Here is a 25,845-nt window from a genome sequence, read left to right on the forward strand (position 1 = left end):
TGATCCCCAATGAAACTAAACCTACTAATTGTTGAAGATGTCCCAGGAATCGTATCTAGCTGGGAAGAAAAAATTGCTTTTTATGCTGTTGAAGAAAAACCTGTATACACTCTCACACCTACATTCGTGACAAATTTACAGGATGCTCAGAAAGCTATCGAACACACTACTTTTGATGCCGCTGTCGTAGACATTCGTTTGGATGAGAGGGGGGATCAAACTTTTCATGGTAACGATGTTCTCGCTGAGTTAGCCTCTAAATCATTAACAGTGTGTGCTGTATATACAGGGGAACCAGGCACAGAAGTTGTTGATGATCACCAAAAAGACTTTGTGAGGGTTTTCCAAAAAGGTCAAGGTGAAATAGAACGTATCCTCGAATGGCTAGATAGCAAGGCTGATATGATATCAGCGATCCAAACAATGCAGGATTCTTTTAACAAATCTATGGCTAAAGCGTTTACACGCTCAATTTGGCCGCGTTGGAGCTACTGGCTAAATGGGGAACAAGAACAAGATTTCGCGAGTCAAGCTTTGACCCGTCATATGGCAACACATCTGCATGCATCATTTTTAAATGATGAATTGGGAGCTCATCCTGAGGAGTATTTTTTCATTCCTGCTCTTCAGGACAAACTAGATACTGGGGATATTATTCAAACAGGTGATAGACTAGAAATAATAGTTACACCTCGATGCGATATGGTACGCAGCAAATCGGATACCCCAACCTATCAATTAATTTCATTGTTGGATAGAAGTGAAGATTGGTCCAAACTCAAAGTAAAACTTGAAGAACGAAAAGCAGAAGGAGTCGCAAAGAAAATAACTTCAGCACAGAGTGAAATTGGGAAGTTCACAAACCATAATGGCGAAACCGGTGGTCACTTTATTCAACAATTTAGAATGAAAGTTAGTGGTGAAGACAAGACTTTCGGTCCATTCTATGCGCAGTTCAACCTGTTACGTTCTATTGAACGGAATCAAGAGAGTACGGAAGAACTCTTAAGCAACAGAGTAGCTAGCCTCTCTAATGAATTTGTTCCGTCTCTAGTAGAGCGTTTAGAGGGTGTAACAGATTCTGTGTAACTGCAATTTAGTTAATATGCTTCACAATTCTGTCTTCGAACTCAATAATAAATCGGCTCATCGCAGTACGCCAGTTTCGGATGGGCATGGTCCATTTTTTACTGGCTTCTTTTATCGCAAGGTAAATCATTTTCTTGGCCGAGTCATCATTAGGAAATACCTTACGTTTTTTCAACGCTCGTCTAATCACGCTATTTAACGACTCTATAGCATTGGTTGTGTAAATGGCCTTACGAATATCCTGAGGATAATTGAAAAACGTATTTAAGTTGTGCCAATGATTATGCCATGACTTGCTGATTTGGGGGTATTGCTCATCCCAGGTATCGCTGAAACGGTCTAATTCAAGTAAAGCTTCCTCCTCCGTTGTTGATTGGTAGATGCTTTTAAGGTCCGCAGTGACTGCCTTGTAGTCTTTCCACGATACGTACTTTAATGAATTTCTGACCATATGTACGATACAGAGCTGTACATGAGTATCTGGATAAACGGTATTGATAGCATCAGGGAAGCCTTTTAAGCCATCAACACAAGCGATGAGAATATCCTCAACGCCTCGTTGCTGTAGTTCAGTGAGGACACCTAACCAAAATTTAGCCCCTTCATTTTCAGCTATCCAAAGCCCCATTAGCTCTTTGTGACCTTCAAGGTTAATGCCTAACGCTAAGAAAATAGATTTGTTAATAACGCGCTTATCCTGACGGATTTTTACGACGATACAATCAAGGTAAACGATTGGGTAAATGGCATCTAAAGGTCGACTTTGCCATTCAATAACTTGCTCTAGAACGGCGTTGGTAACGCGAGAAACTAACGTGGGTGATATCTCTGCGCCGTACCATTCATCAAAGGCTTGAACGATATCACGAGTACTCATGCCTTGAGCGTAGAGCCACAATATTTTATCGTCCATAGAGGTAAATCTGGACTGGTGTTTTTTAACTAACTGAGGTTCGAAACTGCCTTCACGGTCTCGCGGCGTATCAAGCTCAAATTGACCATCTTCAGTTTGAATGCGCTTGCTGGTTTTACCGTTACGGCTATTAGCAGAAGTCGATTTATGGTGTTTCTCATAGCCCAGGTGGTCATCCATTTCGGCATTAAGAGCGGCTTCGACCGTTATCTTTTTGAGCATCTGACTGAATTGGTTTAAGTCTTCTGGTGTTTTAATGCTTTTAGCAGCTTCTTTAGCAAAAGCTTCAATATCTTTTTTGTTCATGAGTATCTGCCTATCCTTGACTCTCTATAGAGTACGTGTTGATAAGCAGTTACACAAAATTAGTTACAGTCTCAGCGTTTAGGTACTTACTTTAGCCGAATTGGTACTCCTGACTATTCTCACCCTGAGTAAAGTATTAGTGGTCTAATAGCTCCATCACCACTTCCCCAATCTGCTGTGCTAAATAAGGTGGCACAGCATTTCCTACTTGTACATACTGCTCCGTTCTAGTCCCTTCAAATTTATAATTATCTGGAAACGTCTGTAAACGAGCGGCTTCTCTGACTGTTAAGCTTCGGCACTGCTTTGGATCATAGTGAATAAAATAGTGGCCATCTTTTGAAATATGACAGGTTATTGTGGTCGAATATTTATTCGCAGATTGCACACGAAATCGATCCGCATGATCTCCTGATTTCCAATTCTGATGATTTGGGGCTAGTTCATTAGGAAAATCACGTGATTTTGGTGAAGTGCCATTATTCAGTTGTGAATATGAGGCACTATATGCATAGCGTAATAAATCAGCTTCCATATGCCCACGCGTTTCATGATTTAAAACATAGCCTAAATTTTCATCTAACAACCAACTCTTCAAAGGCTGTGGTATTAGTGTTTTTTCAATATTGTCATGCTGGGAATTCTTGCGGGTTAAGCACTTAAGCGGTTCTAAATCCAAACTACAAATTTCTTCTTTTGTATATTTTTTTGTTTTAGTAAAAATCTTTTTAAGCAATTTTGCGTTCTTAGAAACTGATTTAGCCCAATCTTCAGTATTATCTGGTTGTTTTGAGAAACCACTTCTTAATGGTGGCAGGTCGCTAAGCATACTCTCCACATCAATAAACCCTTCCGTTTTTTTAATTGTTCCTGGTACTTTTTTAATGTCCTCACGAACACCAATCAAAATCACACGGTGGCGCGCTTGAGGTATACCATAAAGTTCTGAACGAATAAGAAAATCAGCAGAGTTCTTGTACTGTGGGTTGTTAGGTTTATCGGCTTCGACTACGAGCGAGTATATTCTATAACCAGGAACACCTTTCACGTTCGCTACTCGACCAGGTTTTCTCAAGTCTTTAAGAATCTGAGGAAACATTACTTTTCCGTTTAATTTAGCAGAAAGAATACCTCGTACATTTTCCATAATAAAAACATCTGGCTGCGCAATCGAAAGAACTTTCAAGTACTGTATATATAACAGATTCCTATGATCTTTCTCTGCTTTGTAATCTTTAATCCCTGCATTTCGTGAACGACCAGCCATTGAGTAAGCTTGGCAAGGTGGCCCACCAATAACGACTTTTGGCCCTTTATGATCCGCAATCAACTCACGAATTCTGCTATGAATAAGGCTATTATCTTCACCTAATGCTCTCGGTTCATTAAGGGTTTCTTCTGAGGCCTCTTGAGCTTGTGTTGAATAGAGTTCAAATAGCTCTGTTCGATTAATACAGCCACGGACATATTGATAGTAATCTTCTGTGCCGTTAGGTAGTTCTTTAATCTTTCTATAAAAGGCACGAGTAGTCAGAGTTTTATGTGCTGATGGTTCTTTTTCAACAGATATTCCTATCTGAAATGGTTTATTACCATTCTCATGCATACAAGATGAAATCCCTTCTCCTAAGCCACCAGGCCCAGCAAAAAGGTCGATTACAAGAACTTCACCAGTTTCCATTTAACTACTATTATCAATAAAATTTCCTGGCAATCATACCAGGCTGAGATTGTCGAGCAATAGATTTCTCTACTTTCTGTTGATTAGATTAGTCTTCAATAGCTTTTACTTGCTCTTACTTGCTCTTACTTGCTCTATTCACGATGAAAAAGCTCATACCTGTAATCTGTTAATTGAACAATCGCTTTCCACATTGCTTTGTAGGCGGTACTTTCATAAATACTCCTGCACAGAACTTTAAGACAATTTCTTTGCAGGGTATGACTTGGACACAATAACTCTTTTACTAAAGGGCCGAATTTTCAATTCGGCCAGCTTAATAAATCCATTTACCTATTAATTTAAATAGCTTAAATATTGAGCGCGACTTTTGTACTAGCTGAAGCCATGAAGCTCTTTAACTCTGAAGATCTTTTGATTGCGACCCATAACTCTTCCTTTTTAGAATACTCTCCATAGTCGTCACTTAAAGAGTACTTTTTAATAAGTTCATTTATAAGGAATAGCAGCTCTTTTAGATACTCTATGAGTCCATCACTTAAGCATTCCTGTTTCCATATTTTTTGCAAAAGCAATGTGCCATCATTATTAGTATGAGACCACTTGTAAATAGCAGATATAGCATATGGTACGGCCGCAGAACGAAGCTGCCCAATAGCATTTTTTCCTTGGCCATACACTTCTTCCATAGTCCTAAATAATATTATTTTGGCTATAAGTTGTTCATAGAATTCACGATTGATATCTATGCCGTCACCCTGTTCTGGCTCAATATCTTCAATAAACATTCGAAAAACTTTCTCTCCACCTTTTTTAACGAGATGCGGTGCATCTCCCCATGCACAATAATATTTGGCAAGTAACTCTTTAGTGAAGCGTTTTTTAGGAGGAAATTCATTCTTTAATTTCTGCCCATTTGTACTTTTTCTAACTTGAGTATTGAAGTCACCTTTTGCTCGCTCAAAAAACCACTTCTTTCCTGATGGGGGCAGGACACTTTCGCTGAGTGATTTTAACTGTACTAATTTAGGACTACGGGATCGAAGGTCTACTTTCGATACTCTAGATTGACTATTTGAAAACTCACTTATGTTAGAAATCAGATCATCTAAATCCTTAGATTTACTAGTCTTGGCGATGTTAATCTTAGCCACTACTTTCACATTACTAATATCCAACCCTTCTTTACTAGAAAAATAAATAGAAGCCGTAGTCTGGCCACCATTTACAATTTGAAAGTCTTCTAGGCTTTCTAGATACAGTGATTTTTTATAGTAAGATGTTTTTGCATCTGTAGCAGTGATAGTTAAACCATTATTAAAGGCAATGAACTTTTCTGGGTCATCCTTAATAGTTTTCTTGATCCCCTTGTTAACACCTTTGAACTGTAAAAATGAACGAACATTCTTTTCCAATAGCTGACTTGAATATCTTTTATAAAGATCGGCCAAAATAGGTGCATCTAAAACACATAAGTAAGATTCAAAATCCTCTTCATCAGCTGCTTTAATAACCTCAATATTCTTGCCAATTACATCTTTAAAAACGACTTTAAGTGGCTCAGCCCGACCTTGTGAGGCATATATATTCGCCAAGTAATTTAGATCAACAACTCTTCTGATGAAAAGAAGTTCTTTTGTTTGAGCTTTTTTACCTACAACTCTATGTGAGAAACTTTTATTTTCATCTTTATAATGAATAGTACGTAACTGAGGCTCTTCTCCTCTAAAATAAACGGTAGCTGATAAGGTTATCAAAAATATTTCAATAACATCAAATTGAGTCAATCCGTCTTCGCTTCCTAATTTAGCAACTAGTGGTTTAATAGGCTCAGACTCTTGAACATTTTCAAGTTTATTTCTAATTGCAGACGAAACTAATCGGATAGCTTTCTTAAACTGTTCTTCATAGTTATTTCGTTGAGACACATAGAAGTTATCATTGCTTTCTGATAAGTAACTATCATCAACTATAAATATTTGTAAGCGCTCACCAGTGCTATTAACCGTATACCCGTTGATTTTAATTTTATCATCATTCGAAAGATAATAAGTATGATTAATATCTTCTGAGTCAACCACCTTAGTCTCTAATAGCAATGGCATAACTTCATCAATCAACAAATTTTGTTGTACAAAACCGTCATCATCTTTGCTAGAGTTTAATAAGTCTTCTCTAGCATTTAATACTGCGCCTAATTCCACCTAATAGTTCTCCTGTGAAACTCTAAACTCTTGTAATTCTCTAACATCTAGATTGTATTTAACTGTCGAAATAGCCTTATGTAACCCAGAGGCTTTAATTTTGGGGAAGTAATCAACATCACAATCGAAGGTTTCTGTCATCTTTCTAGCAAACAAAAAACTTGAATACTTTGACAGACCTTCCTCACTAAGATTTTCCTTTTCTAAAGCAGATAAAAGTATAGTGACATCTCCACTTTTCTTATTTATATGCTCCTTAACTTTCAGAAATAAATCTTTGAGCGATAAGCCATGTTCCGATTCTATAACAGAGATGACTTCTAAATTGAGAGGTTTTTCATCAATATTCTCGAGTTGGTATTCACTAGAAATTTTTATCATCCTAGAATTTAATGGCTTGGTCTTTACTTCAATTGAGGAGCAGGAAAACTCAAAATCATGTGATGCACCAAGTGGTCCTACCCACGATTTTAAAATGTTATCGATCGGAACACTTGAACATGCGACTCGAATTAGTTTTAGTAAATAACTCAATTCCCCCCAGAGCCCTATTACTCTCTCTTTGCTCAGTTTTTTCTCTAAAGTTTTTGTAAAAAATGTACTCCACTTTAAATAACTAGTTATGAATTTTTTAGATGCTTCTTCTGCGTTAGCTGTGTTTTTTATTGAATCAATTAAAGAAATAATTAGGTCATCGAACAATGATGTAAAGTCTGAGTCTAATAATTTAATTTGGAGATAATGCCCTTGTTTGACAAAAAGCAACTCTAAGTTATCATTATTTAGAGCATCAAATTTAGGAGTAAATGAGGAAGGAAGATAAATTAATATCGCATGACTCGATTTGTCGTCAACAGCCAAAAAAACTTCTAACGATCCACCAGACTCAAATCTGATTGTACTTAAACCAGAATCAATCTCTTTAGATTCTAATAGTTTCCATTTATCACTTAACTCCATTATATCTCCGCGTCTGTTGGTAATAATTCATCCGAAGCTTCGTCTTGATCTTCATCTGGAATTTCTAGATCGTAATCACCTTTAACATACTCTCCACAAGGGTCTAACTTTCTTGATATTGGAGGGAAACCCATTGCCATGCCAACCAATGGCTCATTAAGTAATTGGCCTCTTTCTTTCAATAGCCTTTGAATATTAGTGTCTACTTTGCCAGGAACTTGATTGAAAACGTAGTAGGGATCAAATAAATAAAATATAAGCACACCTTGGTTTTGAGTTAGCTTTTCTCGATATATTCTTTCCGGTTTGGTTTTTCGTTGAGCTTTTATTAGAGCCTCTTCTTCGCTTATATTTGGGTCATCTTTTAAAATTTCTGACACTTTTTGAATAATAAATTCTTTTTCAGCTAAACGTATTTGGTCCTCTTCAAGAGCAACCTTCATATCTGTTCCTCCGCTCATTATATTCGCAGATGAACCAGTAGGTTTAAACCTCTGATCTTTTATGAACTCATCATAAAAATGATTGCCTTTCTCTTGAGCTGGCCCTGTTCGTATCGCTAATTGAACATCTTCAGGTAAGTCTGTTTCATCAGAGGTGAGTATTCCTAAACCACTATTTTTAGAAGCTGAACCTGTCAATTTAATTGCTATGGTCCAAGATGTTAGTAAGTTTTTTTCAACACACTTATTTACGTATTGTTTTATCAGATTATTTCTAGTCTCATCAAAATTGTTATTTGATTCAATAATTTTGATGAGCTCTTTAGAAGATACTGTAGTAGTAAGCAATGATTCATTTATCTTGGCGACAGAAAACAAAGGAGAAACAATGCCTTTAAAATCAGCCCATACTTTACTAATTTTTTCTTTAGTAATATCAATCTCTGTTGTCATTACTAGAGAGTCTTGATACGACCATTTAATGCTTGTTGTATTTTTCAAAATAGTTGGACGAGTAATTTGTAAAACTCCAGGGTGCTTTCTAACCCTTAATTCAAAATCTCTTGGTGTTCCCTTTTGATCCATCTTTTTGAATTCTTCTTTTAGCTCATCAATACATAAAGATGTTGAATCATATTTCGAAATTAAATCCCTAGATGTAAACAATTTGCAGCAGTCTAAATAGCCAGGTCGATAACCAAACCATCGGCCCATTTGCAGGAGAGAGTCTGAATAGTTTGTCGAACGTACAAAATAGCTAACCGTTAAGCCTTCAAGAGTAAAGCCTCTAGATAATCTATTTCCCCCAATAGCTATAACTTTGCGAGGTTTCTCATCTTGGTATTTAAGCTCTTTTCCTGTATTGCTGTTTAATGCCAAAACCTCAATATTTGACACAGCATCCGCCAATAAAGGACTTATAGAATCAAACGAGACTGGTTGCATGTAGTCATCGACATAATTTTCAGGTAGGTGGCTATGGATAGATCCAACAATTTCAGCGCAATAGTCAGACCAAACTTTTTCAAATTTTCGATAGATCGAATTAGCCCCGTTTGGCTTATCCATTTTTAACCTAGTCTCGATATCGTTATAAAAGTCATTAATCAACTTGCTAGATTTATTTTGCCATGAAGTGAATCTTGAAATATGCACAAGCATAGTATTATGGGGTTGATATACTTTAGAAAGAATAAGGTCTTTTCGCCTAGTTTCTCTAACAGCAATGCCAAGAATAAAGCACATTACAGAATCTTTGATACTGTTAGGTAAATCAATTGGGAAATTATCGACAGATTTTGAAGCTCGAGTGCCTTTTTTGTATTCACTAAATGATGTAAAGTTTAAATAGTAACCAAACTTGCCTACTTTATTTTCCCAGTCTTGTTTATTATCAAACCGTTCAACACCAATTATGTCATCACCATCTTCCATTACTCGACTTGGGAAATCGGCTATATAGTCATCAATATCAAATACAACCGGTAGTTTTTTGCTTGGTTGTAGCGTTTCAAAAATCCGATGAGCTCCTATATAATTGGTAGGCGTATCTAACAGAAATATAAAGTCATCAGGAAATAGATTATCGACTTGCTCAAATAAAGATTCTGTTATTCCTTCATTAGATTTTTCGGGAATACTCCACATTTCTTCTGATGCTGCATTTCGATCTTGAATGACATTAGCGAATGGAGTTGCTGTGTACCCCAAATAAGATTTTTTATGAAATATACCTAATATTGCTCTAATATGACCATTAATTTTAGATGCATAATTTTGACCTTTGTGGCCTTCATTGTTGAGCGAAGCATTGTCAGCTTCATCATCAATAATTAACAAAGGTAGGCTGTGCTTAGTTGCACCTTTAGGCAAATTGTCTTTTAACCAAAGTAAGATGTTTTTCAATATGCTGACGTTTTTTTTACAAACCATGATATTGGTTTGATTTAAAGAGAAATTAGCATCTGCTAAAGGTCTATTAAAGTCAGCGTCTTCAGATGTAATTGAAACAACTTGGAAAACACTTTCATCACCTTGATGGCCAAAAGCTTGCCTAAGACCAACACCTTTACCATCTCCAATTACGTCTTTGTCTATCCGAGCTTGCGTTTGTGACCTGAGATCATCCATAATTCCTGATAAAACAATAATCAGCTTATAACCAGAGTCTAGCGCTCTATTGATTACAGCATTAAAATTACCTGTTTTACCTGACTGCACATCACCATCAACAAGCCCTTTAATAAAAGTAGAAGATTGACTCTTAGGATCTGCCAATTTACTTAAAATTTTATAGCTCGAGTTTTTAATTTCTTCTACTACTGTTTCTGCACGTCCTTGCCCACGCAAATACTCTAAGTACCTTTCAGTATAATTCCATGTAATTCCATTTTCTCTAGAATTATTTAGCCAAGTTGATTTATTTTTTGATAACAGGTTGGGGGCTTTGATTGTTGTTACATGATTTGATTGAACCTCTTTTCTAACAACTTCAAAGTAACTCTCAAAGGTTTCTCTATCGATATTCGGCCAATTTAAATGCTCAGCAACAATGGCTAAACTAGAAAATATTTTGTCAGCTAATTCTGAACGTACTTCTTCTAAAGATTCAAAACTTGCTGTTTTTAAGTGCTCTTTAATTTTATCTTTGATTGCATCTTGGTATTTAAAACGATAGCTATCCATATCTGTTACTCCAGCATTTCAAGAATGTCAGTAGGTAACGTTTTTAAGTCTATACCTAGTTCACTGATGAGGTTTTTCTTAATAAAGTCATTGCTATATCCATGTTCCCTTAGGTTCAAAATAGCTTCAACAAAATTCGTGTTTGTAGTTTCTTCGCATTTATAAAAAGGTACGTCTTCATGCGTATCTCTAATTTTATTGATAGTAGTATTGATCATTCTAACTAATAAATTTAACTTAGCTTTTTGTTTTGAGTCACATGAATCTACCAAATCATTCAGTAACGGGAATTCATAATTCATCTCTAGCAACGGGCCTTTGTTAGAATGAATTTTTCGCAAAAATTTGGCTTCTTTATCACTTGGGTTATGATCAAATTTCTTTATTCCCCTATTGTAAAATTCCTTTTCAGCTTCAGCTGTTAGTTCTTCAACATATCCTTTAAAAGCTTTAATTAGGTCATGGGGGATCATGACTTGAGATTTAGCTACATTCAGATGGAGTAAATGATCTGCTTTATTTCCGATATCAACTCTTAACCTAGCCAGTTGGATTCTGGGAGCCTTTCTGATTAAGCCATTCCAACCACCATAAATTATCAACCGATTTGCGCGATAGATATATACACCTTCCATATCTAACAAGCTTTTATTGGGTGTTGTCCAAGCATTATCTGGTTGTTGTGAGTCTTTAATACTGGATGAGGGTAAAATAAACCCTTCTAATTTTATATTGTCGTTACCAAAGTCTTTCTGCCTAAACTCAAGTTTTCTAAGGCTTTGTTTACTTTCAGGGAATGGGTTGAACGACCTAATATGGGAGTTATTAACTCTAATAGTTAATGGGTCTTCAGGGTTTTCTAAAAACCTATGGAAAACAATCCCCAAATGCTCAGTGGTATTTTGAACGATTTCTCTATGTAATGCCTTTTTTCTATTGTGCTCTTTAAGATATTTTTCAAACTTATAAAGCCCTGACCATATAACTATCGTATTTGGAGAAAACTCTGAAACTTGGCCGTTAAATTCATTGTTTAACTTATTAAATTCACTTACAAGTTGATCAATTTCAGCCTGGTTATTAACTACTATCTCCCACTTCTTGGTTTTTACTAAGTGTTCTACATCCCAAGTTAGGCCATGGTAATCCTCTTCTCCTTGCTTTCTCGACAATACAGTAAATTTCCGAGTCTGAGAGAATGAAGCGGCCTTCATCCCAAGGCCAAATCGCCCTAAATCAAGCTGAGCTCTCTCACCCTCTGGACTCGAACTTGGAAATTGCATGTTATGGATAAGCTCATCAATAGACATGCCATCGCCATTATCAGCAAGAAACAGCTGAAATGGCTCGATGTCAGAATCTATCAAGACTTGGATTACATTAGAGTTAGCAGTAACAGAGTTATCGATTAAGTCAGCAATAGCAGCCTCAAGAGTATATCCTTGTTCAGCAATAGACTTTATTAGAAAGTCAGCCTTCGGTGTCGCATCAATTACATTCATACAGTTAGACAACACAGCTCCAAAATTGCACTATAAACTATAGGGTTACTACCTATTTGTACCATTAAAAAGCTAAAAATTCATACTTTGTTTATCGGTTTTCATTGATTTTTTGATCATTGCATAAATCTCTCTCTTCAATCCTTTCCAATATCCACTCCTGCACTTCACTTTCTACCCAGGCTACTGCTCTTGAACCAAGGCTTACGGCTTTTGGAAAGGTTCGTCTGCATTATTGTGACTTATAGTCTATAGACCTTTGATGCAACACCTACGATAATCAGGTAAATACCATCACATTAAACACACAGAAATGAGTAAATTAAAAAAACTGAACCTCCCACATGAAGAAACTTATCTTGGATTTGATATTTACATTGAGACAAACCCTGATGAGTACCGCGAAGGTTTTTGTTGGTCAATAAGCCGAAATGACGAAGAACATGATTGTGGGTTAGATTTTGACGTTCAGCAGGCTCTTGAAGCCTCTTACAACTCCATCGAAAAGTTAACCAGCTAATCGACAGCCTTAACCATTTTTATGTAGGTGGTTATGGAGTGTTTCAACAAATTCTGATTGACTTACACCCAAAGCCAAAACGATCGTTTCTAATGAGTCCAAAGTAATATTTCGAACACCACGTTCTACTCCGGAGATATAAGTTCTATCTATCCCTGACTTCCTTGCCAATTGCTCTTGGCTCAAACCGGCGTCAAGACGTAAGCTTTTCAATGTTGATGCGGTTACCTGCCTTAAAATCATTTTCGTTCCATCAGTGTATTCAATTACCCCCTAGAATCAACTTCTCAAACTAAAAACTCAACAGACTATGAGTCACATAATAAAAAATACTACTTACCATAGTAGTATTTTTTATCTCCAAGCTTTCGTCTTTTAAGGTATAACTTATTTAGACTAAGCTTGATCTATCGCAAGGTCTGTGGTTTCAACTAATTTCTTAAAAAAAGTCAGACACTTTTTCATATCTGGACGACTCACTAGGTGTGTTGCTTGCTTATCATTCACGGAGCGATGCACTGCCTCACCACGTTTTCTGATCCATTGATCTATCTTTGATTTGACTTGTTCTGAGTCACCGTCAATCCAGGTCCATGATTCGGTTATATCTATGTGTAAAAAGCGCTCGAACATGCCCTTGGTTTTTTTAGCATTGGGTGTATGAAAATACCTAAGTTCTCTTTCCAGGGTAGATTTGATGAATTTGCCTGCATTACTACCTTCAAGGGTTCGTAAATCAGCAGATAGCCGCTCATCAATTACATCTTCTACATAGGTTTCCCATGCAGTTAACGTCATGATCAATGCTGCTCGTTTAAGTTCTTCAGGCTCTCTTTCTCTGCCCTCCAACTGATTTAAATGATCATAGGCCTGTAAAATTCGTTCAGCGTCTTGAATTGCATTTTCAAAATTGTCTTTCGCTTTCGACACAAGTATTCCCTTATATTTGATGTTTATTATTTTGAAGATCTAACCAACTTGAAAACTGATGCAGAGGCTCACAAATTTTGTCCATTGGCGACAAACTGCCTCCAATAACGACTCCGTGAACACTCATCCCTCGTTGTTCTTTGCGATTGTTAATTTTTCGAGATAAGCCTGATGACACAGTAAACTCGCCATCGCTAACTAACAAAATATCAGCTTGATGCCATTGCTTTTCATCGCTTCTTTCTAGCGCCATGTTGAGAGGATCTTCAACGTCTGTGCCGCCACCGAATGACATAGATAAAAAGAGTATCATTTGTTCCAGTCCAGCTTTATCTGGTGTGAGCTCCATTTCCTTTACTTCGCCTTTGCTGCCAAACAAATAAACAAAGCATGCTCGTTTTTCTTTCTTTGCAACACTGATGCACTGCAACACAAGTGCCTTAGCAACATTCTCTGGTGTACCTTGCATGGAACCAGATGTATCCAAGCAGACTATCATAGGGCCACGGTTTCGATTTACCTTGTTACCCGCTTTGTTTTCTTTGTACTCTTGCTCTTGTTCGGTAACTTCAGTTATTAGCTCAGTACCTTCAACGGCATAACTCAACAAAGCATGCTCAGCTCTACGCGCATGCCATAGTTTTTTAAGTACTGGGTGGCCGAAAAAAGCAGCCTCTTGTGGCAGCATACGGCTAATTGAGTCTGAACGAGTGATACCTTTGGTTTCCATCGGCACTAAGGGAGTGGTCACTTCAACTTCATGCCTAAAGATCACACTCATGCGAGAAATGATTTCTTCAATAATTGGCTCTCCCTCGGTATCTTTCATACTCCCAAGGGTTTCAATGACTTCACGCAATTGTGGGATCTGTTTTACAATCTTTTGTAGCCTAACTAAATTCATCCACCCATGGCTTTGAAATACCCCTAGAGAAAGATCCCAACCAAGGCCTGTCACCAAGCCTAAATCTGTAAAAACCTCTTCAAGTTCTTGCCATATTTCAAACCTTTCAGACCAGATGTCAGGAAGCTTAAATAATTGTCCACCAGCACCTGTAGTTAGCTGCATCCAGGCATTGAGCTCAGCTTGAACTTTAATATCTAGACGTTGGGCATCATTGAGTGCTAATAATATTTTCTTTTTGGTAGAACTGCGTTTCTTTTGAATTGCTTCGAGCTCAAGCCGTAGTTGCTCTAGGGCCTTGTTTTCCGCAATGATCGCCAACTGTCGTGATAGTGCCAATGACTGGAGTTGTGCTCCTTCAAGTTTAACTAGCAAATCACTAAGCAAAGCATCAGTCACTACTGGGTTATTTCTACAATAACGAGCGATTCCTGAAGCCTCTATTGTAGCCACGATCTGCTGCTGTATCACCTCTGGCAGCCATGGGCATGGAAGCGTCAGCTCTTCTGCAGCTAGTAGTTGCTTTCGAAGTAATGCAATAGACTCACAGCGACTAGTTAAGTCACCACCCGGTAAAGTGACAACTGCAGGCATAAGCTCTTTCGGCAATAAATCAATAGCAGAAAACTGCTGGTCAAACTGCGCCAACAAACCGACTTTATGTTTCGTCATTGTTGGTTTAAGTTCACTCACAAAGTTCACCTTCTAAAGCAGTATCTTCAGCTACATCCATGTTGGCGTATATCGACTCATCTTCTTTCGGTAACGCAGAAAAACCAGTCTCTAATTTTTTTATCTGAGACAGCTGGTTTTTAGTAAGTTCAAGTGCACTTTCAAGGCTGGCGGTGACTTGAGGAAGTAACGTTTTATCTAGCCAAATATGGTTATTAAATATTGATGTCGCTGACTCTAATTGTTCGCTTAAGGCTTCGATATGCGATTGAGCAGTATTTTTCAAATTACCAACTTCCTGCAACCGTCCTTGAATATGGAAATCAGAGTATGTAACAGGTCCCATTACAGGTTTATTTTGCCTATCAACCATAATAGGGTCATTATTATTCCTGCCATTGTATCTTTCATAATTTCTAGTGGTTTCCTTATCCTCACTTTTATCCCAATAAAGTAATTCCCCATCACTATCAGTCTTTTGCACTTCACCAGAAGATTTAATTGTTTCATTACCTTTATCACTGATATATAAAGGTCGTCCTTTAACATCGAGCTTTTGCCGTTGCTGCGCTTTATCAGACTTTAGTCTGTTATCCCATGTAGAGATCAAACTAGCTAAACGTTCATTCGAGTATTCTCCACTGATAGCAACAGCTTGCTCATAAACCTCTTTTAGCCCTTGTAGTTCTTCTGGCTTATTCCAAAGGCAATGAGGCAAAATCCAGGCATCATAATTACTGACTTCATTCATCCCGGCAGTAAATGCTGACACTTTCATTAGCTTAATCACTTTTAGCCAGCGACGGTCTGAAACATAGATGTCCTCTCGCTGTAAATGCTCTTTAAACGCCTTACACAGCTCAATGACAGACGGATTTAGCGAGACCTTTTCAGAGAGCTGTTGAACTTCAGTTAAATCTTCTAATTTAAGGCGGTTCTCTAACTCAGGATCGCATTTTGAACCCGACAACATGAGCAGATCATCAAAACTGTCATTTGATACTGGATCAACAAAACTTCGCAGCATAAATCTGTCATAGAGTGCGGAAAGCTCTTCTCCCTCGGGCAGTTCATTACTCGCCGCCACTACTGAAATAAGCGGGACCTTGTACCTACGGTTACCGTTATCGAACTCACGTTCATTCAATAATGTCAGTAGGCTATTTAAAATGGCGCTATTGGCTTTAAAAATTTCATCGATAAAAGCAACTGAAGCATCAGGTAAGTAACCACTGGTTAAGCGCTTGTATTTATCTTCTTCAAGGGCTTGAATTGATAAAGGACCATAGAGCTCCTCTGGTACTGAGAAACGCGTTAATAAACGCTCAAAGTAGCTAGCCTCGACAAAAACACTTTTTAAACGCTTAGCCAATTCACTTTTTGCTGTACCTGGAGGACCAATTAATAGAACGTGTTCACCGGCGAGTGCTGCGAGTAGCATCAACTTAACCTGTTCGTTACGCTCTAGAAGGCCATGATTCATTTCTTCCATTAGGCTAACTAATTTTTCTTTGCGGGAAGTGTGAGGGATTTTAGTAAGACTGTTCACAGCTATATCCTTATGTGTATTATTTTTCCTGAAGTAATTTCAGGGCTTGATTTGTTATAGCGATATCCATGCCATATTTATTATTTAATGTTAATTGTTGATTCGATTACTTAGTGTTTGATGGTTTTTATAACCCAGTAACTTTGCTGCATTTGTTTTATTTCCTGCAGTTAACTTAAGTGCTTTACTGATGTAATGCTGCTCAATCTCTGATAATAAAGATTTAATATCAAAGCCTTGGCTTATATCTCTATCCATTATTGCTAGACTTTCACTTTCTGAAACAAACAATGCCTGCTGCATGTCATTCTCATCAATACAATGTGATGTTGACCATAATGCCGCTCGCAATAAGGTAGCCTTTAATTCTCGGATGTTGCCAGGCCACTTGTGCTGTTTAATAATTTTTTTTGCAATAAAGGAAATATTTTTACCTTGCAATGCCGGATGCTCTTTAGCCAAGCTCTTTAGAAGTGAGTCAGCCAAAAAGTCTAAATCACCCTGTCGAGACCTTAATGGGGGTAACTGCAAGACGCCTATTGCAACACGATAAAACAAATCCTCACGAAAATGACCGTGGGCAACTTCATTAATCAAATTTTTATTGGTTGCTGTAATTAACCGAAAGTTACTGCTTTGCAGGGCTGTATCACCAAGACGTGAATATTTGCCATCCTGAAGCACTCTAAGCAACCTAACCTGTACTGCAGGTTCCAGCTCTCCGAACTCATCAAGAAATAAAGTTCCATTATTAGCTTGTTCAAATACGCCTGATTTGTCAGTTACCGCTCCAGTAAATGCCCCACGTTTATGACCAAATAATATTGAGTCAATAAGTTCAGAGGGAAAAGCACCGCAGTTTACCGCAATAAATGGTTTGTCTTTTCGATCACTGGCATTGTGTATTGCCCTAGCAAACATTTCTTTGCCAGTACCGCTTTCACCACAAATTAATACAGGTATTTCATGCTTAGCTAAAACTTGAGCCTGATACTTTAATGTCGCAATACTATTGTCCTGACTGATAATGTCATCAAAGGCAGAATCAATTGGTGCATCAAGCAAAGCTAGATTATTTAATTCATTTGTATTTAGTTGAGTAACGGTAGGAGCGTATTCTGCGGATACATTAAAAGGGATGGTAACTGCATTAACTCCTTGTTCTAAGGAGGCGTGATAAAAAGTACACGGAAAGCGGGTCTTTCCAAGTAAAACCCATATCGATTGCATTGCTGGTGTGCCTGGGCTTAATAATATACTTAAGTGAAAATCTTGCTGCACAACCTCATTAAGTATTTTTTCAGCTGCAAGATAAATGTCTTCATAATCAATTGGGGAAGACAATTCGGCTTTCCGAGCGTTAACTTTACATTGAACTTGCTTAGATAAAAGCGATAAATATGGTCGCACTTCATCTTCGCTATAATTGTAAATGAGCTCAATCAAATCAAATTCAACGGAATTGATCATTGCCCAAATAGGACCGCTCATATGCCCTTCTGGCATTTTTAGATCATTTCCGCCAATCCAGCTAACTAATAATCTTTGTTTGCTCATCCTTAAACCCAATTCATATCTATCCATAGTGATCACGACTAGCGTCATTTACATAGCTTAATCCAATAGCCATTAAATCTATAAGAGTCGTACCACCTATAAACCTTGAGACGCAATAATCAAATATATCATTGAGTTACAGAATCTTTCAATATGAAATTGACGAAAATTATAAGGAGGTAAAAAATAGATCTAATTCGAAATTACTTTACTCCATCAGATCCCGCTCTTCTATTCTTTCTAAAATCCAATCTTGCACTTCGCTTTCCACCCAAGCCACTGCTCTTGCCCCAAGACTTACTGGTTTTGGAAAGCTCCCATCTGCAATGTAGTTATAAATAGTTGAGCGCCCTAGCCCAGTACAATCCATTACTGCTTTCAGTTTAATTAGTCTCATTGTGAATACCTCATGTTTGATTCACAACATGAGTTGAGCTAGTAAAAATTTACGGTTGTCATCACCTAGATAAAATACGAAACCAATAAGTTTCAGGTATATATCACCACTGTGCATAAGCAAATAACTGATTAAAGGAGGCTTATATGCACAACAAATTTATCAATCAAACAACGTCACATTGGCCCACGACAGCCCTTCAAGTACTTGAGAGCGCTGCGAGTATCATTGCAGAAAAACTGAACCATCAGGATGTGTTCACTAACCCTCAGAGCACAAAGGACTTCCTTACTTACAAGTTAGGTGGTTATGAGCGAGAGGTATTTGGGGTGATGATGCTCAACAGTCAACATCAGCTCATCGAGTTTCGTGAATTGTTCTTTGGAACCATTGACGCTGCCAGTGTTTATCCGAGAGAAGTAGTGAAAGCTGTACTTAAAGTAAATGCCGCTGCAGTCATCTTTTCCCACAATCACCCTTCAGGTGAATCTGAACCATCTCAAGCAGATAAGCTCATAACAAAGAAGTTAATTGATGCTTTGGGATTAATAGATGTCAGGGTCTTAGACCACATAATAGTGGGTAAATCCCCGGTGTCACTGGCGGAAAGAGGTCTAATATAACGGTCTCGGCATTCAGTATTTTCTATTTCGAAAGCTTCGAGCTAATAACCTTTGAAGCTTATCAATTTCGATGTAACTCAAAACAACTCAACCACCAGCTAGCAAGAGATTAAGAGCGTGTGCTCTTAATCTCTTGCTGTTGCGTGTTTATTCATTAAGGACGTTTATATGACAATTTCAATTGATACCAATCAAAGACCTGCTATGCCAGATCCTTTCTATCAGTTACTAACACAAGAGTTGCTTAACACTAATCCAAAGGAGGCAAATGCCATCACCTTGTATTTTAGAGATCCCGACTACTCGCCTGAACAAGGTGGGTTTCATTGTAGTGGCATAGTTAATTTGGCCACCTAGTTAGAGGTGATATCATCACCTCATAAGTTAACAGGTGACACTATGAAAAAACGTACAAGAAGACTTTTTAGTGCAGAGTTCAAACTTGAATCTGCACAACTCGTGCTAGATCAGAATTACTCAATTGTTGAAGCTGCTCAAGCTATGAATGTGGGCAAATCAACCATGGATAAGTGGGTACGACAATTAAGAGAAGAGCGACAAGGTAAGCAGCATAAAGCATCACCTATATCACCAGAACAAGTTGAAATTCGAGAGTTAAAAAAGCAACTAGCTCGCCTCCAGGAGCACAACGAAATATTAAAAAAGGCCACAGCTCTGTTGATGTCGGACTCACTGAACAATTCTTAATAATTGAGAAACTCAGGCAGAGCTATAGCATAAAAACATTATGCGAAGTGTTCAGTATTCATCGTAGTAGTTACAAGTATTGGAGAAAGAGACCAATAACCATTAACGCAGATAAGGTTAAGCTTCGCAGCCTAGTCAGCGAAGTACACACTGCAAGTAATGGATCGGCAGGTGCTAGAACGATTGCAGATATGGTTAGCCAGCAGGGTGTCTCGCTAAGCCGTTATCGTGCCACTAAGTTGATGAAAGAGCTTGGTATAGTTAGCTGCCAGGTACCTAGGCACAAATACCGAAAAGCGACACTAGAACATATTGAAATCCCTAATCACCTAGGTCGACAATTCGCTGTCACAGCTCCGAATGAAGTCTGGGTTGGTGATGTTACCTACGTGTGGGCTGGTAACCGTTGGATGTACTTAGCTGTGGTGATTGATCTATTTGCACGTAAAGTGATTGGCTGGGCTATGTCGTTATCACCTGATAGTCGTTTAACTGGCAAAGCGCTTTCGATGGCCTATGAAGGTCGTGGTAAACCTAAAGATGTTATGTTCCATAGCGATCAAGGGACTCACTATACAAGCAGAAGATATCGGCAACTATTATGGCGATACCAGCTCAAACAAAGTTTATCTCGACGTGGGAATTGTTGGGATAATAGTCCTATGGAACGTTTTTTTAGGAGCCTTAAGACAGAATGGATACCAACTACAGGGTATCGTAATTTTACTGAAGCGCAGAATGAAATTACACGATACATTATTGGATATTATTGTCAGCTTCGGCCGCATCAATATAACGGCGGGCTGACGCCCAATGAGTCAGAACGATTGTTCTGGTTAAACTCTAAGACTGTGGCCAATATTTCTTGACCACTACACATCCTGTTGAGGTAAGACTTGAAAAGCAATTTGATCATTGGCGATTAGTTTACGTGACTGATTTCGCTTTTCATGGGCATGACTCACTAGAGCTAATCAAGGATATCGATATCTGCTTTAACAGTAAGCAGGTCTATAGCTCGATTGGCGGGTGGATAAATCATGATGAAGGAGCAGAGCTGATTGAACTATTTAGTGACAACTTCACCAGCTATCACCATATGGATGTTTATCAGGTGCAAATTGCACTGGATTAACGCCATTTCAAACCCAAGTTCCCATATTGGTAAAACGGGAACAAGCAAACCCTTACCCCATGGGCCTTTGCGAAACCAAAGTGCCCAAAACATCGATATAGCAGAAAAAAGGAACTTGCCCATGCCTGAGGTTCAAGCAGTAAAAGATCATGATAAGGTTAAACTCATTAGCTTCTTGCTTGAGAAACAGTTTAGCCAACAACTTGCTGATGTGTGGAATATCGGCCTAAACCTAGCGTTACGCATCTCTGACCTACTTGCAATTAAGTTTGATGATATCCAAGACGACAGGTTACTCATCCGTGAGTCCAAAACAGGTAAACTCGCTAACATTAAACTCAACTCGACAACCCTTGAGCGTATAGCACGTATTCGCCAAGAACATCCTAACCATATCTATCTTTTTCAATCCTACCGTAATCAACGCGCTCAAACCATAAAACCAGCACCGTTATCTCGACGCTACGTTTGCAGGGCATTAAATACTGTAGGTGAAGAAATAAAACTAGCCCTAGGTACACACTCCATGAGAAAGACCAGGGGCTATCATCTCTACCAAAACACTAAAGATATCGGTCGTGTAATGAAGATGCTCAGGCACAGCTCTGAGGGCGTCACATTGAGATACATCGGCATTGAGCAGGATGATGTCGACCAAGACTTTCAGGAGCTTGAATTATGAATACTCTACAACCTACATCTGAGCACTTTCAGCTGCTAAAGATAAGGCAAGTCATGAAGGTGACTTGCCTTGCTCGCTCAACCGTATACAAGTACTGTGCAGATAACAACTTTCCCAAACCGATTCAACTTGGCAAAAGGAATGCTGCATGGGTAGAGAGTGAAGTAAAAGAGTGGATTGAGCAGAAGATGCTTCAACGAGCACAGCCTCGTTGATCATCCACACTAAGAAGTGGAGCTACCTCCATTTCTTTTTTGGTCATATATCGCCCTGTCACTCACGGACCTCTAGCTATTTTATTTGGTGATGAATATTGGCTTTATAAGAAGTAATACAACAAGACTAGTGAACTTGGAACCTTTAAAATGCGAGTTAGTAACCTAAAGGCCTTCAGGTATATATTATCTTCTAAAAACGATTTTCAGCTTATTTGCGACTACAGCCAAATGAATGAGTACGATCACCATAATGCTTGGTATCGACTTTAGCCAAGTAGCTAAGCCTGTTGAATACAGATTGATAATCCTGATGGAAAGTAACAGCATTCATATCTAAAGTGTAATACGGTGTATCTTTCGGGAAGTGAACAAGTGGTGCTGCTTGAAATGCTTCTCTACGTAGCGCGCTAGCCCAAGCCTTAGTGATTTTAGTACTGAGATTATTACCAAGCTGATTATAATCCCCTAGATTAAAGTACCTATCCCGATTAAAGAATAATGCTACATGATAATGATCCTGTAGAGCATCATTCCTTTCTTTGACCCATACGTACCTGACAATACATGGATGCACCCGAATACCTTGCTGCATCTTCATCAATAAGTCTGCTTCAACTTGCGCTTTAAGCGAAGCCATAAAACGTGAGATAACGTTAGTATCAAACTCCATTGGATAATCAGCACAATCAGGTCTTGCTGGTAAATGTAGATCAACTCGAACCACAAATGTTCGCCTATGATCTTCTAGCGAGTACCCAATAACACGTTGAATCGAGCACAAGTGGTTTTGAATCAACTGATAGTTATTATTAACTGCTACGCCATTAAAAACACTACCATTAAGTAAAACCAAGTTCTTGTTATCTTGATGTCTAACATTCATTTCTAATCTCCTATGTTTAAGTTCATAGGAGTTACCTAACTAATATTTTTTTATTACATTCACTTAATCTAAGCCATCACTTTAGTGGTGATGGCTAGTTACTCAACACTGCTAGCATTGTCATTAGTCTTCGACATAACAATGAAGAGCTAAGTAGTATTAACAAACCGACAAGACAACTTTGAAAAACCTGTGGTTGATAGAGATCGAAATATCGATTTCGTCGAGATAGCTTAGGGAGAGGTGGTTCAGAGTTACTCTGAAAATAAAGCATTACACGACAAACCAGCTAAAAAGCCATATCTACAGTACACACAATAGAATCAAGGAACGATTTTTCAACAAAAAACAATCAATAAAGCATATTAAAAACTCATTTAAATCACGATTAAAATCTAATAAAGTTACGTTTAAAAATCAATAAAACTACATTTAATATTCATTTAACACTCACTTTAAATTCGATTAATCTACATTTAAAATACAATTAATCTTTGATGTGATACCTTAAATAATCAGTTAAAAATAATGGAAATAGACATTGGATATTTTGAACTCAAAACTTGAATCTCTTCAGTTGTGGTTAAGTGAAGCAGTTAAAGATGAGAGGAAATCTAGGTGGATTATAAGAGCTATTACAGCTCATGGATGGATGGGGTATATCAAACAACCTTTAACCAATGCGGAAGCGGTTATCACTTTGAAGTCTTTTTGGCTTGAACCTGTTTTAGGTTTTGATCAAAGAATAATCTCTAATTTATTATTGGTGAAGCAGGAGTTTGACCGCCAGTTTCTAGCAGAAGACTTCTCCTGGCTCGACGAGATGAACCCACGAATATGTTCTTGGGCATGGGCTTACGCACATCAAAAATTGATTAATATTAAGAGTATCGATGATCAGCTGACCCAATATTATTCATATACTCCATCCTCGCATACTGACTGCAAGCTTGCTGCAATTGAGCTCTTGGATAATTGTGATATGGCTGTAGAGCAAAAATTGATATTCATCGAGCAAATGAAAAGTGAATGGAGCTATTCTGTATTCCCTAAAGACAATTACAAATGGATAGATAGCAATAATGAAGAGCAGTGTAGGTGGTTGTGGGGATCTATACTTAAACTTGGGGTACAAGTACCCACTTTCCGGCCCATGACTACCAAAGATCAGTACAATGCTATCATCGCTATCTTTGATTCTTGGCCATTCTACCTGACTAAAAATACCTATTGTGCTAAACCTGTTGAGCCCGCTGAGTCTGTTGAGCCTGTTGAACCTGCTGAATCTGTTGAACCTGTTGAGCCCGCTGAATCTGTTGAGCCTGTTGAGCCCGCTGAATCTGTTGAGCCTGTTGAGCCCGCTGAGTCTGTTGAGCCTGTTGAACCTGCTGAACCTCTTGAACCTCTTATGGAAACTAATGTTGTAGTAACACTAGGAAGTAGAGACGAAATTATTGAACGACTATATAAAGCCTGGAAACAAAAAAACTATAGGAAAAAGGAAAATAGCTCCGATAAAAGAAGTATCAAGTTGAGCACTAAGAGCTTCAAAATTGCACTAAAAGAAGCAGAGCTGTCTAATACGACTCTCGAAAAGTACATAAACAGCCTATTTGAGGCTTAGCCTTAGCGGTGGGTAAAATGGTGGGTTCATATTAATTCACATAAAAATAAAACACCTAAACACTTGATTAAAAAATAATTATTTAAACTCAAATACATTCAGATCCAGAATGTAGAGTAATTAGATTTACTTTTATAGCACGCAATAAAACCCAGCATTTGCTGGGTTTTGTGTTTGTGCCGATAAGGAGGGTGTAACAGATTCTGTGTAACTGCAATTTAGTTAATATGCTTCACAATTCTGTCTTCGAACTCAATAATAAATCGGCTCATCGCAGTACGCCAGTTTCGGATGGGCATGGTCCATTTTTTACTGGCTTCTTTTATCGCAAGGTAAATCATTTTCTTGGCCGAGTCATCATTAGGAAATACCTTACGTTTTTTCAACACTCGTCTAATCACGCTATTTAACGACTCTATAGCATTGGTTGTGTAAATGGCCTTACGAATATCCTGAGGATAATTGAAAAACGTATTTAAGTTGTGCCAATGATTATGCCATGACTTGCTGATTTGGGGGTATTGCTCATCCCAGGTATCGCTGAAACGGTCTAATTCAAGTAAAGCTTCCTCCTCCGTTGTTGATTGGTAGATGCTTTTAAGGTCCGCAGTGACTGCCTTGTAGTCTTTCCACGATACGTACTTTAATGAATTTCTGACCATATGTACGATACAGAGCTGTACATGAGTATCTGGATAAACGGTATTGATAGCATCAGGGAAGCCTTTTAAGCCATCAACACAAGCGATGAGAATATCCTCAACGCCTCGTTGCTGTAGTTCAGTGAGGACACCTAACCAAAATTTAGCCCCTTCATTTTCAGCTATCCAAAGCCCCATTAGCTCTTTGTGACCTTCAAGGTTAATGCCTAACGCTAAGAAAATAGATTTGTTAATAACGCGCTTATCCTGACGGATTTTTACGACGATACAATCAAGGTAAACGATTGGGTAAATGGCATCTAAAGGTCGACTTTGCCATTCAATAACTTGCTCTAGAACGGCGTTGGTAACGCGAGAAACTAACGTGGGTGATATCTCTGCGCCGTACCATTCATCAAAGGCTTGAACGATATCACGAGTACTCATGCCTTGAGCGTAGAGCCACAATATTTTATCGTCCATAGAGGTAAATCTGGACTGGTGTTTTTTAACTAACTGAGGTTCGAAACTGCCTTCACGGTCTCGCGGCGTATCAAGCTCAAATTGACCATCTTCAGTTTGAATGCGCTTGCTGGTTTTACCGTTACGGCTATTAGCAGAAGTCGATTTATGGTGTTTCTCATAGCCCAGGTGGTCATCCATTTCGGCATTAAGAGCGGCTTCGACCGTTATCTTTTTGAGCATCAGACTGAATTGATTTAAGTCTTCTGGTGTTTTAATGCTTTTAGCAGCTTCTTTAGCAAAAGCTTCAATATCTTTTTTGCTCATGAGTATCTGCCTATCCTTGACTCTCTATAGAGTACGTGTTGATAAGCAGTTACACAAAATTAGTTACAGTCTCCCGATAAGTGTTTATCCATTGTCTAGGCAATCAAATTTCACACGCTATAACCGTTAAAATCACTTTTACACGCTATAGGCGGTAAGTTTGTATACCTTATCGCCTTCCCCTGCCTTAAAATCCATTCAAACCACTGTTTTTAAAAGATTACCTTAAT

23 protein-coding genes and 1 pseudogene are annotated in these 25,845 nt (G+C 38.2%); 9 read left to right on the plus strand and 15 right to left on the minus strand.

Annotation, left to right across the window (positions count from 1 at the left end; genetic code table 11):
- The first annotated feature begins 9 nt into the window (after window positions 1-9).
- A complete protein-coding gene (locus tag BCU57_RS19220) occupies window positions 10-1,089 on the plus strand; it encodes a hypothetical protein (protein WP_413211469.1) in 1,080 nt (359 codons plus the stop codon).
- A gap of 7 nt (window positions 1,090-1,096) precedes the next feature.
- On the opposite strand, the gene BCU57_RS19225 is transcribed toward BCU57_RS19220, so the two are convergent.
- The 7 genes and pseudogenes from BCU57_RS19225 to BCU57_RS19255 all read right to left on the minus strand — a co-directional run.
- On the minus strand, window positions 1,097-2,308 hold the full coding sequence (locus tag BCU57_RS19225; RefSeq protein ID WP_102440683.1) for an IS256 family transposase: 1,212 nt from the start codon (window positions 2,306-2,308) through the stop codon (window positions 1,097-1,099).
- 136 nt (window positions 2,309-2,444) lie between these two features.
- Window positions 2,445-3,989, minus strand: a complete 1,545-nt coding sequence (locus BCU57_RS19230) for a DNA cytosine methyltransferase (protein ID WP_102436246.1) — start codon at window positions 3,987-3,989, stop codon at window positions 2,445-2,447.
- A 350-nt stretch (window positions 3,990-4,339) separates the two neighbouring features.
- Entirely contained in the window at window positions 4,340-6,193 is a 1,854-nt protein-coding gene (locus tag BCU57_RS19235; protein WP_102436244.1) for an AIPR family protein, read from the minus strand.
- Window positions 6,194-7,153 carry a PD-(D/E)XK motif protein gene (locus BCU57_RS19240; protein ID WP_102436242.1) on the minus strand — a complete coding sequence of 320 codons (960 nt, stop codon included), beginning with the start codon at window positions 7,151-7,153 and terminating at the stop codon, window positions 6,194-6,196.
- The gene (locus BCU57_RS19245) at window positions 7,153-10,281 is read right to left on the minus strand and encodes a Z1 domain-containing protein (protein ID WP_102436240.1); all 3,129 of its coding nucleotides are present in this window, start codon (window positions 10,279-10,281) and stop codon (window positions 7,153-7,155) included. The genes BCU57_RS19240 and BCU57_RS19245 overlap by 1 nt, the downstream gene beginning before the upstream one ends.
- A gap of 5 nt (window positions 10,282-10,286) precedes the next feature.
- The gene (locus BCU57_RS19250; protein WP_102436238.1) at window positions 10,287-11,783 is read right to left on the minus strand and encodes an ATP-binding protein; all 1,497 of its coding nucleotides are present in this window, start codon (window positions 11,781-11,783) and stop codon (window positions 10,287-10,289) included.
- A 91-nt stretch (window positions 11,784-11,874) separates the two neighbouring features.
- A pseudogene (locus tag BCU57_RS19255) lies at window positions 11,875-12,003 on the minus strand (helix-turn-helix transcriptional regulator); the annotation flags it as partial.
- Between the two features lie 93 nt (window positions 12,004-12,096).
- On the opposite strand from BCU57_RS19255, the gene BCU57_RS19260 reads away from it, so the two are divergent.
- Window positions 12,097-12,303: a hypothetical protein gene (locus BCU57_RS19260; RefSeq protein WP_102436236.1), complete on the plus strand. Its 207-nt coding sequence runs from the start codon at window positions 12,097-12,099 to the stop codon at window positions 12,301-12,303.
- Between the two features lie 9 nt (window positions 12,304-12,312).
- On the opposite strand, the gene BCU57_RS19265 is transcribed toward BCU57_RS19260, so the two are convergent.
- The 6 genes from BCU57_RS19265 to BCU57_RS19290 form a co-directional block, all read right to left on the minus strand.
- Window positions 12,313-12,546 (minus strand): helix-turn-helix domain-containing protein, encoded by a 234-nt coding sequence (locus BCU57_RS19265; RefSeq protein WP_102436234.1) that lies wholly within the window; start codon window positions 12,544-12,546, stop codon window positions 12,313-12,315.
- A gap of 153 nt (window positions 12,547-12,699) precedes the next feature.
- Window positions 12,700-13,233, minus strand: a complete 534-nt coding sequence (locus BCU57_RS19270; protein ID WP_102436232.1) for a HEPN domain-containing protein — start codon at window positions 13,231-13,233, stop codon at window positions 12,700-12,702.
- Between the two features lie 10 nt (window positions 13,234-13,243).
- Entirely contained in the window at window positions 13,244-14,830 is a 1,587-nt protein-coding gene (locus BCU57_RS19275) for a VWA domain-containing protein (RefSeq protein WP_102436230.1), read from the minus strand.
- On the minus strand, window positions 14,823-16,358 hold the full coding sequence (locus tag BCU57_RS19280) for an AAA family ATPase (RefSeq protein ID WP_241903449.1): 1,536 nt from the start codon (window positions 16,356-16,358) through the stop codon (window positions 14,823-14,825). Before BCU57_RS19280 ends, BCU57_RS19275 begins: the two co-directional genes overlap by 8 nt.
- Before the next feature lie 90 nt (window positions 16,359-16,448).
- On the minus strand, window positions 16,449-17,915 hold the full coding sequence (locus tag BCU57_RS19285) for a sigma-54 interaction domain-containing protein (RefSeq protein ID WP_102436228.1): 1,467 nt from the start codon (window positions 17,913-17,915) through the stop codon (window positions 16,449-16,451).
- Between the two features lie 208 nt (window positions 17,916-18,123).
- Window positions 18,124-18,312, minus strand: coding sequence for a helix-turn-helix transcriptional regulator (locus tag BCU57_RS19290; RefSeq protein ID WP_102436226.1), 189 nt, complete (start codon window positions 18,310-18,312; stop codon window positions 18,124-18,126).
- 146 nt (window positions 18,313-18,458) lie between these two features.
- Here BCU57_RS19290 and radC point away from each other — a divergent pair, with 146 nt between their 5' ends.
- The 6 genes from radC (at window position 18,459) to BCU57_RS19320 (ending at window position 21,675) form a co-directional block, all read left to right on the plus strand.
- Entirely contained in the window at window positions 18,459-18,935 is a 477-nt protein-coding gene (radC, locus tag BCU57_RS19295) for a RadC family protein (RefSeq protein WP_102436224.1), read from the plus strand.
- Window positions 18,936-19,103: 168 nt separating this feature from the next.
- Window positions 19,104-19,292 carry a DUF2787 family protein gene (locus tag BCU57_RS19300; RefSeq protein WP_413211470.1) on the plus strand — a complete coding sequence of 63 codons (189 nt, stop codon included), beginning with the start codon at window positions 19,104-19,106 and terminating at the stop codon, window positions 19,290-19,292.
- A 42-nt stretch (window positions 19,293-19,334) separates the two neighbouring features.
- A protein-coding gene (locus BCU57_RS19305) for an IS3 family transposase (protein ID WP_102531200.1) occupies window positions 19,335-20,512 on the plus strand; the annotation gives its coding sequence in 2 pieces (ribosomal slippage) (window positions 19,335-19,602 and window positions 19,602-20,512; 1,179 coding nt in all).
- Window positions 20,509-20,778, plus strand: a complete 270-nt coding sequence (locus BCU57_RS19310; protein ID WP_413211471.1) for a DUF2787 family protein — start codon at window positions 20,509-20,511, stop codon at window positions 20,776-20,778. The genes BCU57_RS19305 and BCU57_RS19310 overlap by 4 nt, the downstream gene beginning before the upstream one ends.
- Window positions 20,779-20,899: 121 nt before the next feature.
- Window positions 20,900-21,460 carry a tyrosine-type recombinase/integrase gene (locus BCU57_RS19315; protein ID WP_102436487.1) on the plus strand — a complete coding sequence of 187 codons (561 nt, stop codon included), beginning with the start codon at window positions 20,900-20,902 and terminating at the stop codon, window positions 21,458-21,460.
- On the plus strand, window positions 21,457-21,675 hold the full coding sequence (locus BCU57_RS19320) for a helix-turn-helix transcriptional regulator (protein ID WP_102436485.1): 219 nt from the start codon (window positions 21,457-21,459) through the stop codon (window positions 21,673-21,675). Before BCU57_RS19315 ends, BCU57_RS19320 begins: the two co-directional genes overlap by 4 nt.
- Window positions 21,676-21,886: 211 nt before the next feature.
- On the opposite strand, the gene BCU57_RS19325 is transcribed toward BCU57_RS19320, so the two are convergent.
- The gene (locus tag BCU57_RS19325) at window positions 21,887-22,561 is read right to left on the minus strand and encodes an inovirus Gp2 family protein (protein ID WP_102436483.1); all 675 of its coding nucleotides are present in this window, start codon (window positions 22,559-22,561) and stop codon (window positions 21,887-21,889) included.
- Between the two features lie 541 nt (window positions 22,562-23,102).
- Here BCU57_RS19325 and BCU57_RS19330 point away from each other — a divergent pair.
- Window positions 23,103-24,185 (plus strand): hypothetical protein, encoded by a 1,083-nt coding sequence (locus BCU57_RS19330; protein WP_413211472.1) that lies wholly within the window; start codon window positions 23,103-23,105, stop codon window positions 24,183-24,185.
- A 218-nt stretch (window positions 24,186-24,403) separates the two neighbouring features.
- On the opposite strand, the gene BCU57_RS19335 is transcribed toward BCU57_RS19330, so the two are convergent.
- On the minus strand, window positions 24,404-25,615 hold the full coding sequence (locus BCU57_RS19335) for an IS256 family transposase (RefSeq protein WP_413211473.1): 1,212 nt from the start codon (window positions 25,613-25,615) through the stop codon (window positions 24,404-24,406).
- Between the last annotated feature and the right edge of the window lie 230 nt (window positions 25,616-25,845).

Origin of the sequence: Shewanella sp. 10N.286.48.B5, assembly GCF_002874355.2 — a bacterium.
GTDB lineage: Bacteria > Pseudomonadota > Gammaproteobacteria > Enterobacterales > Shewanellaceae > Shewanella.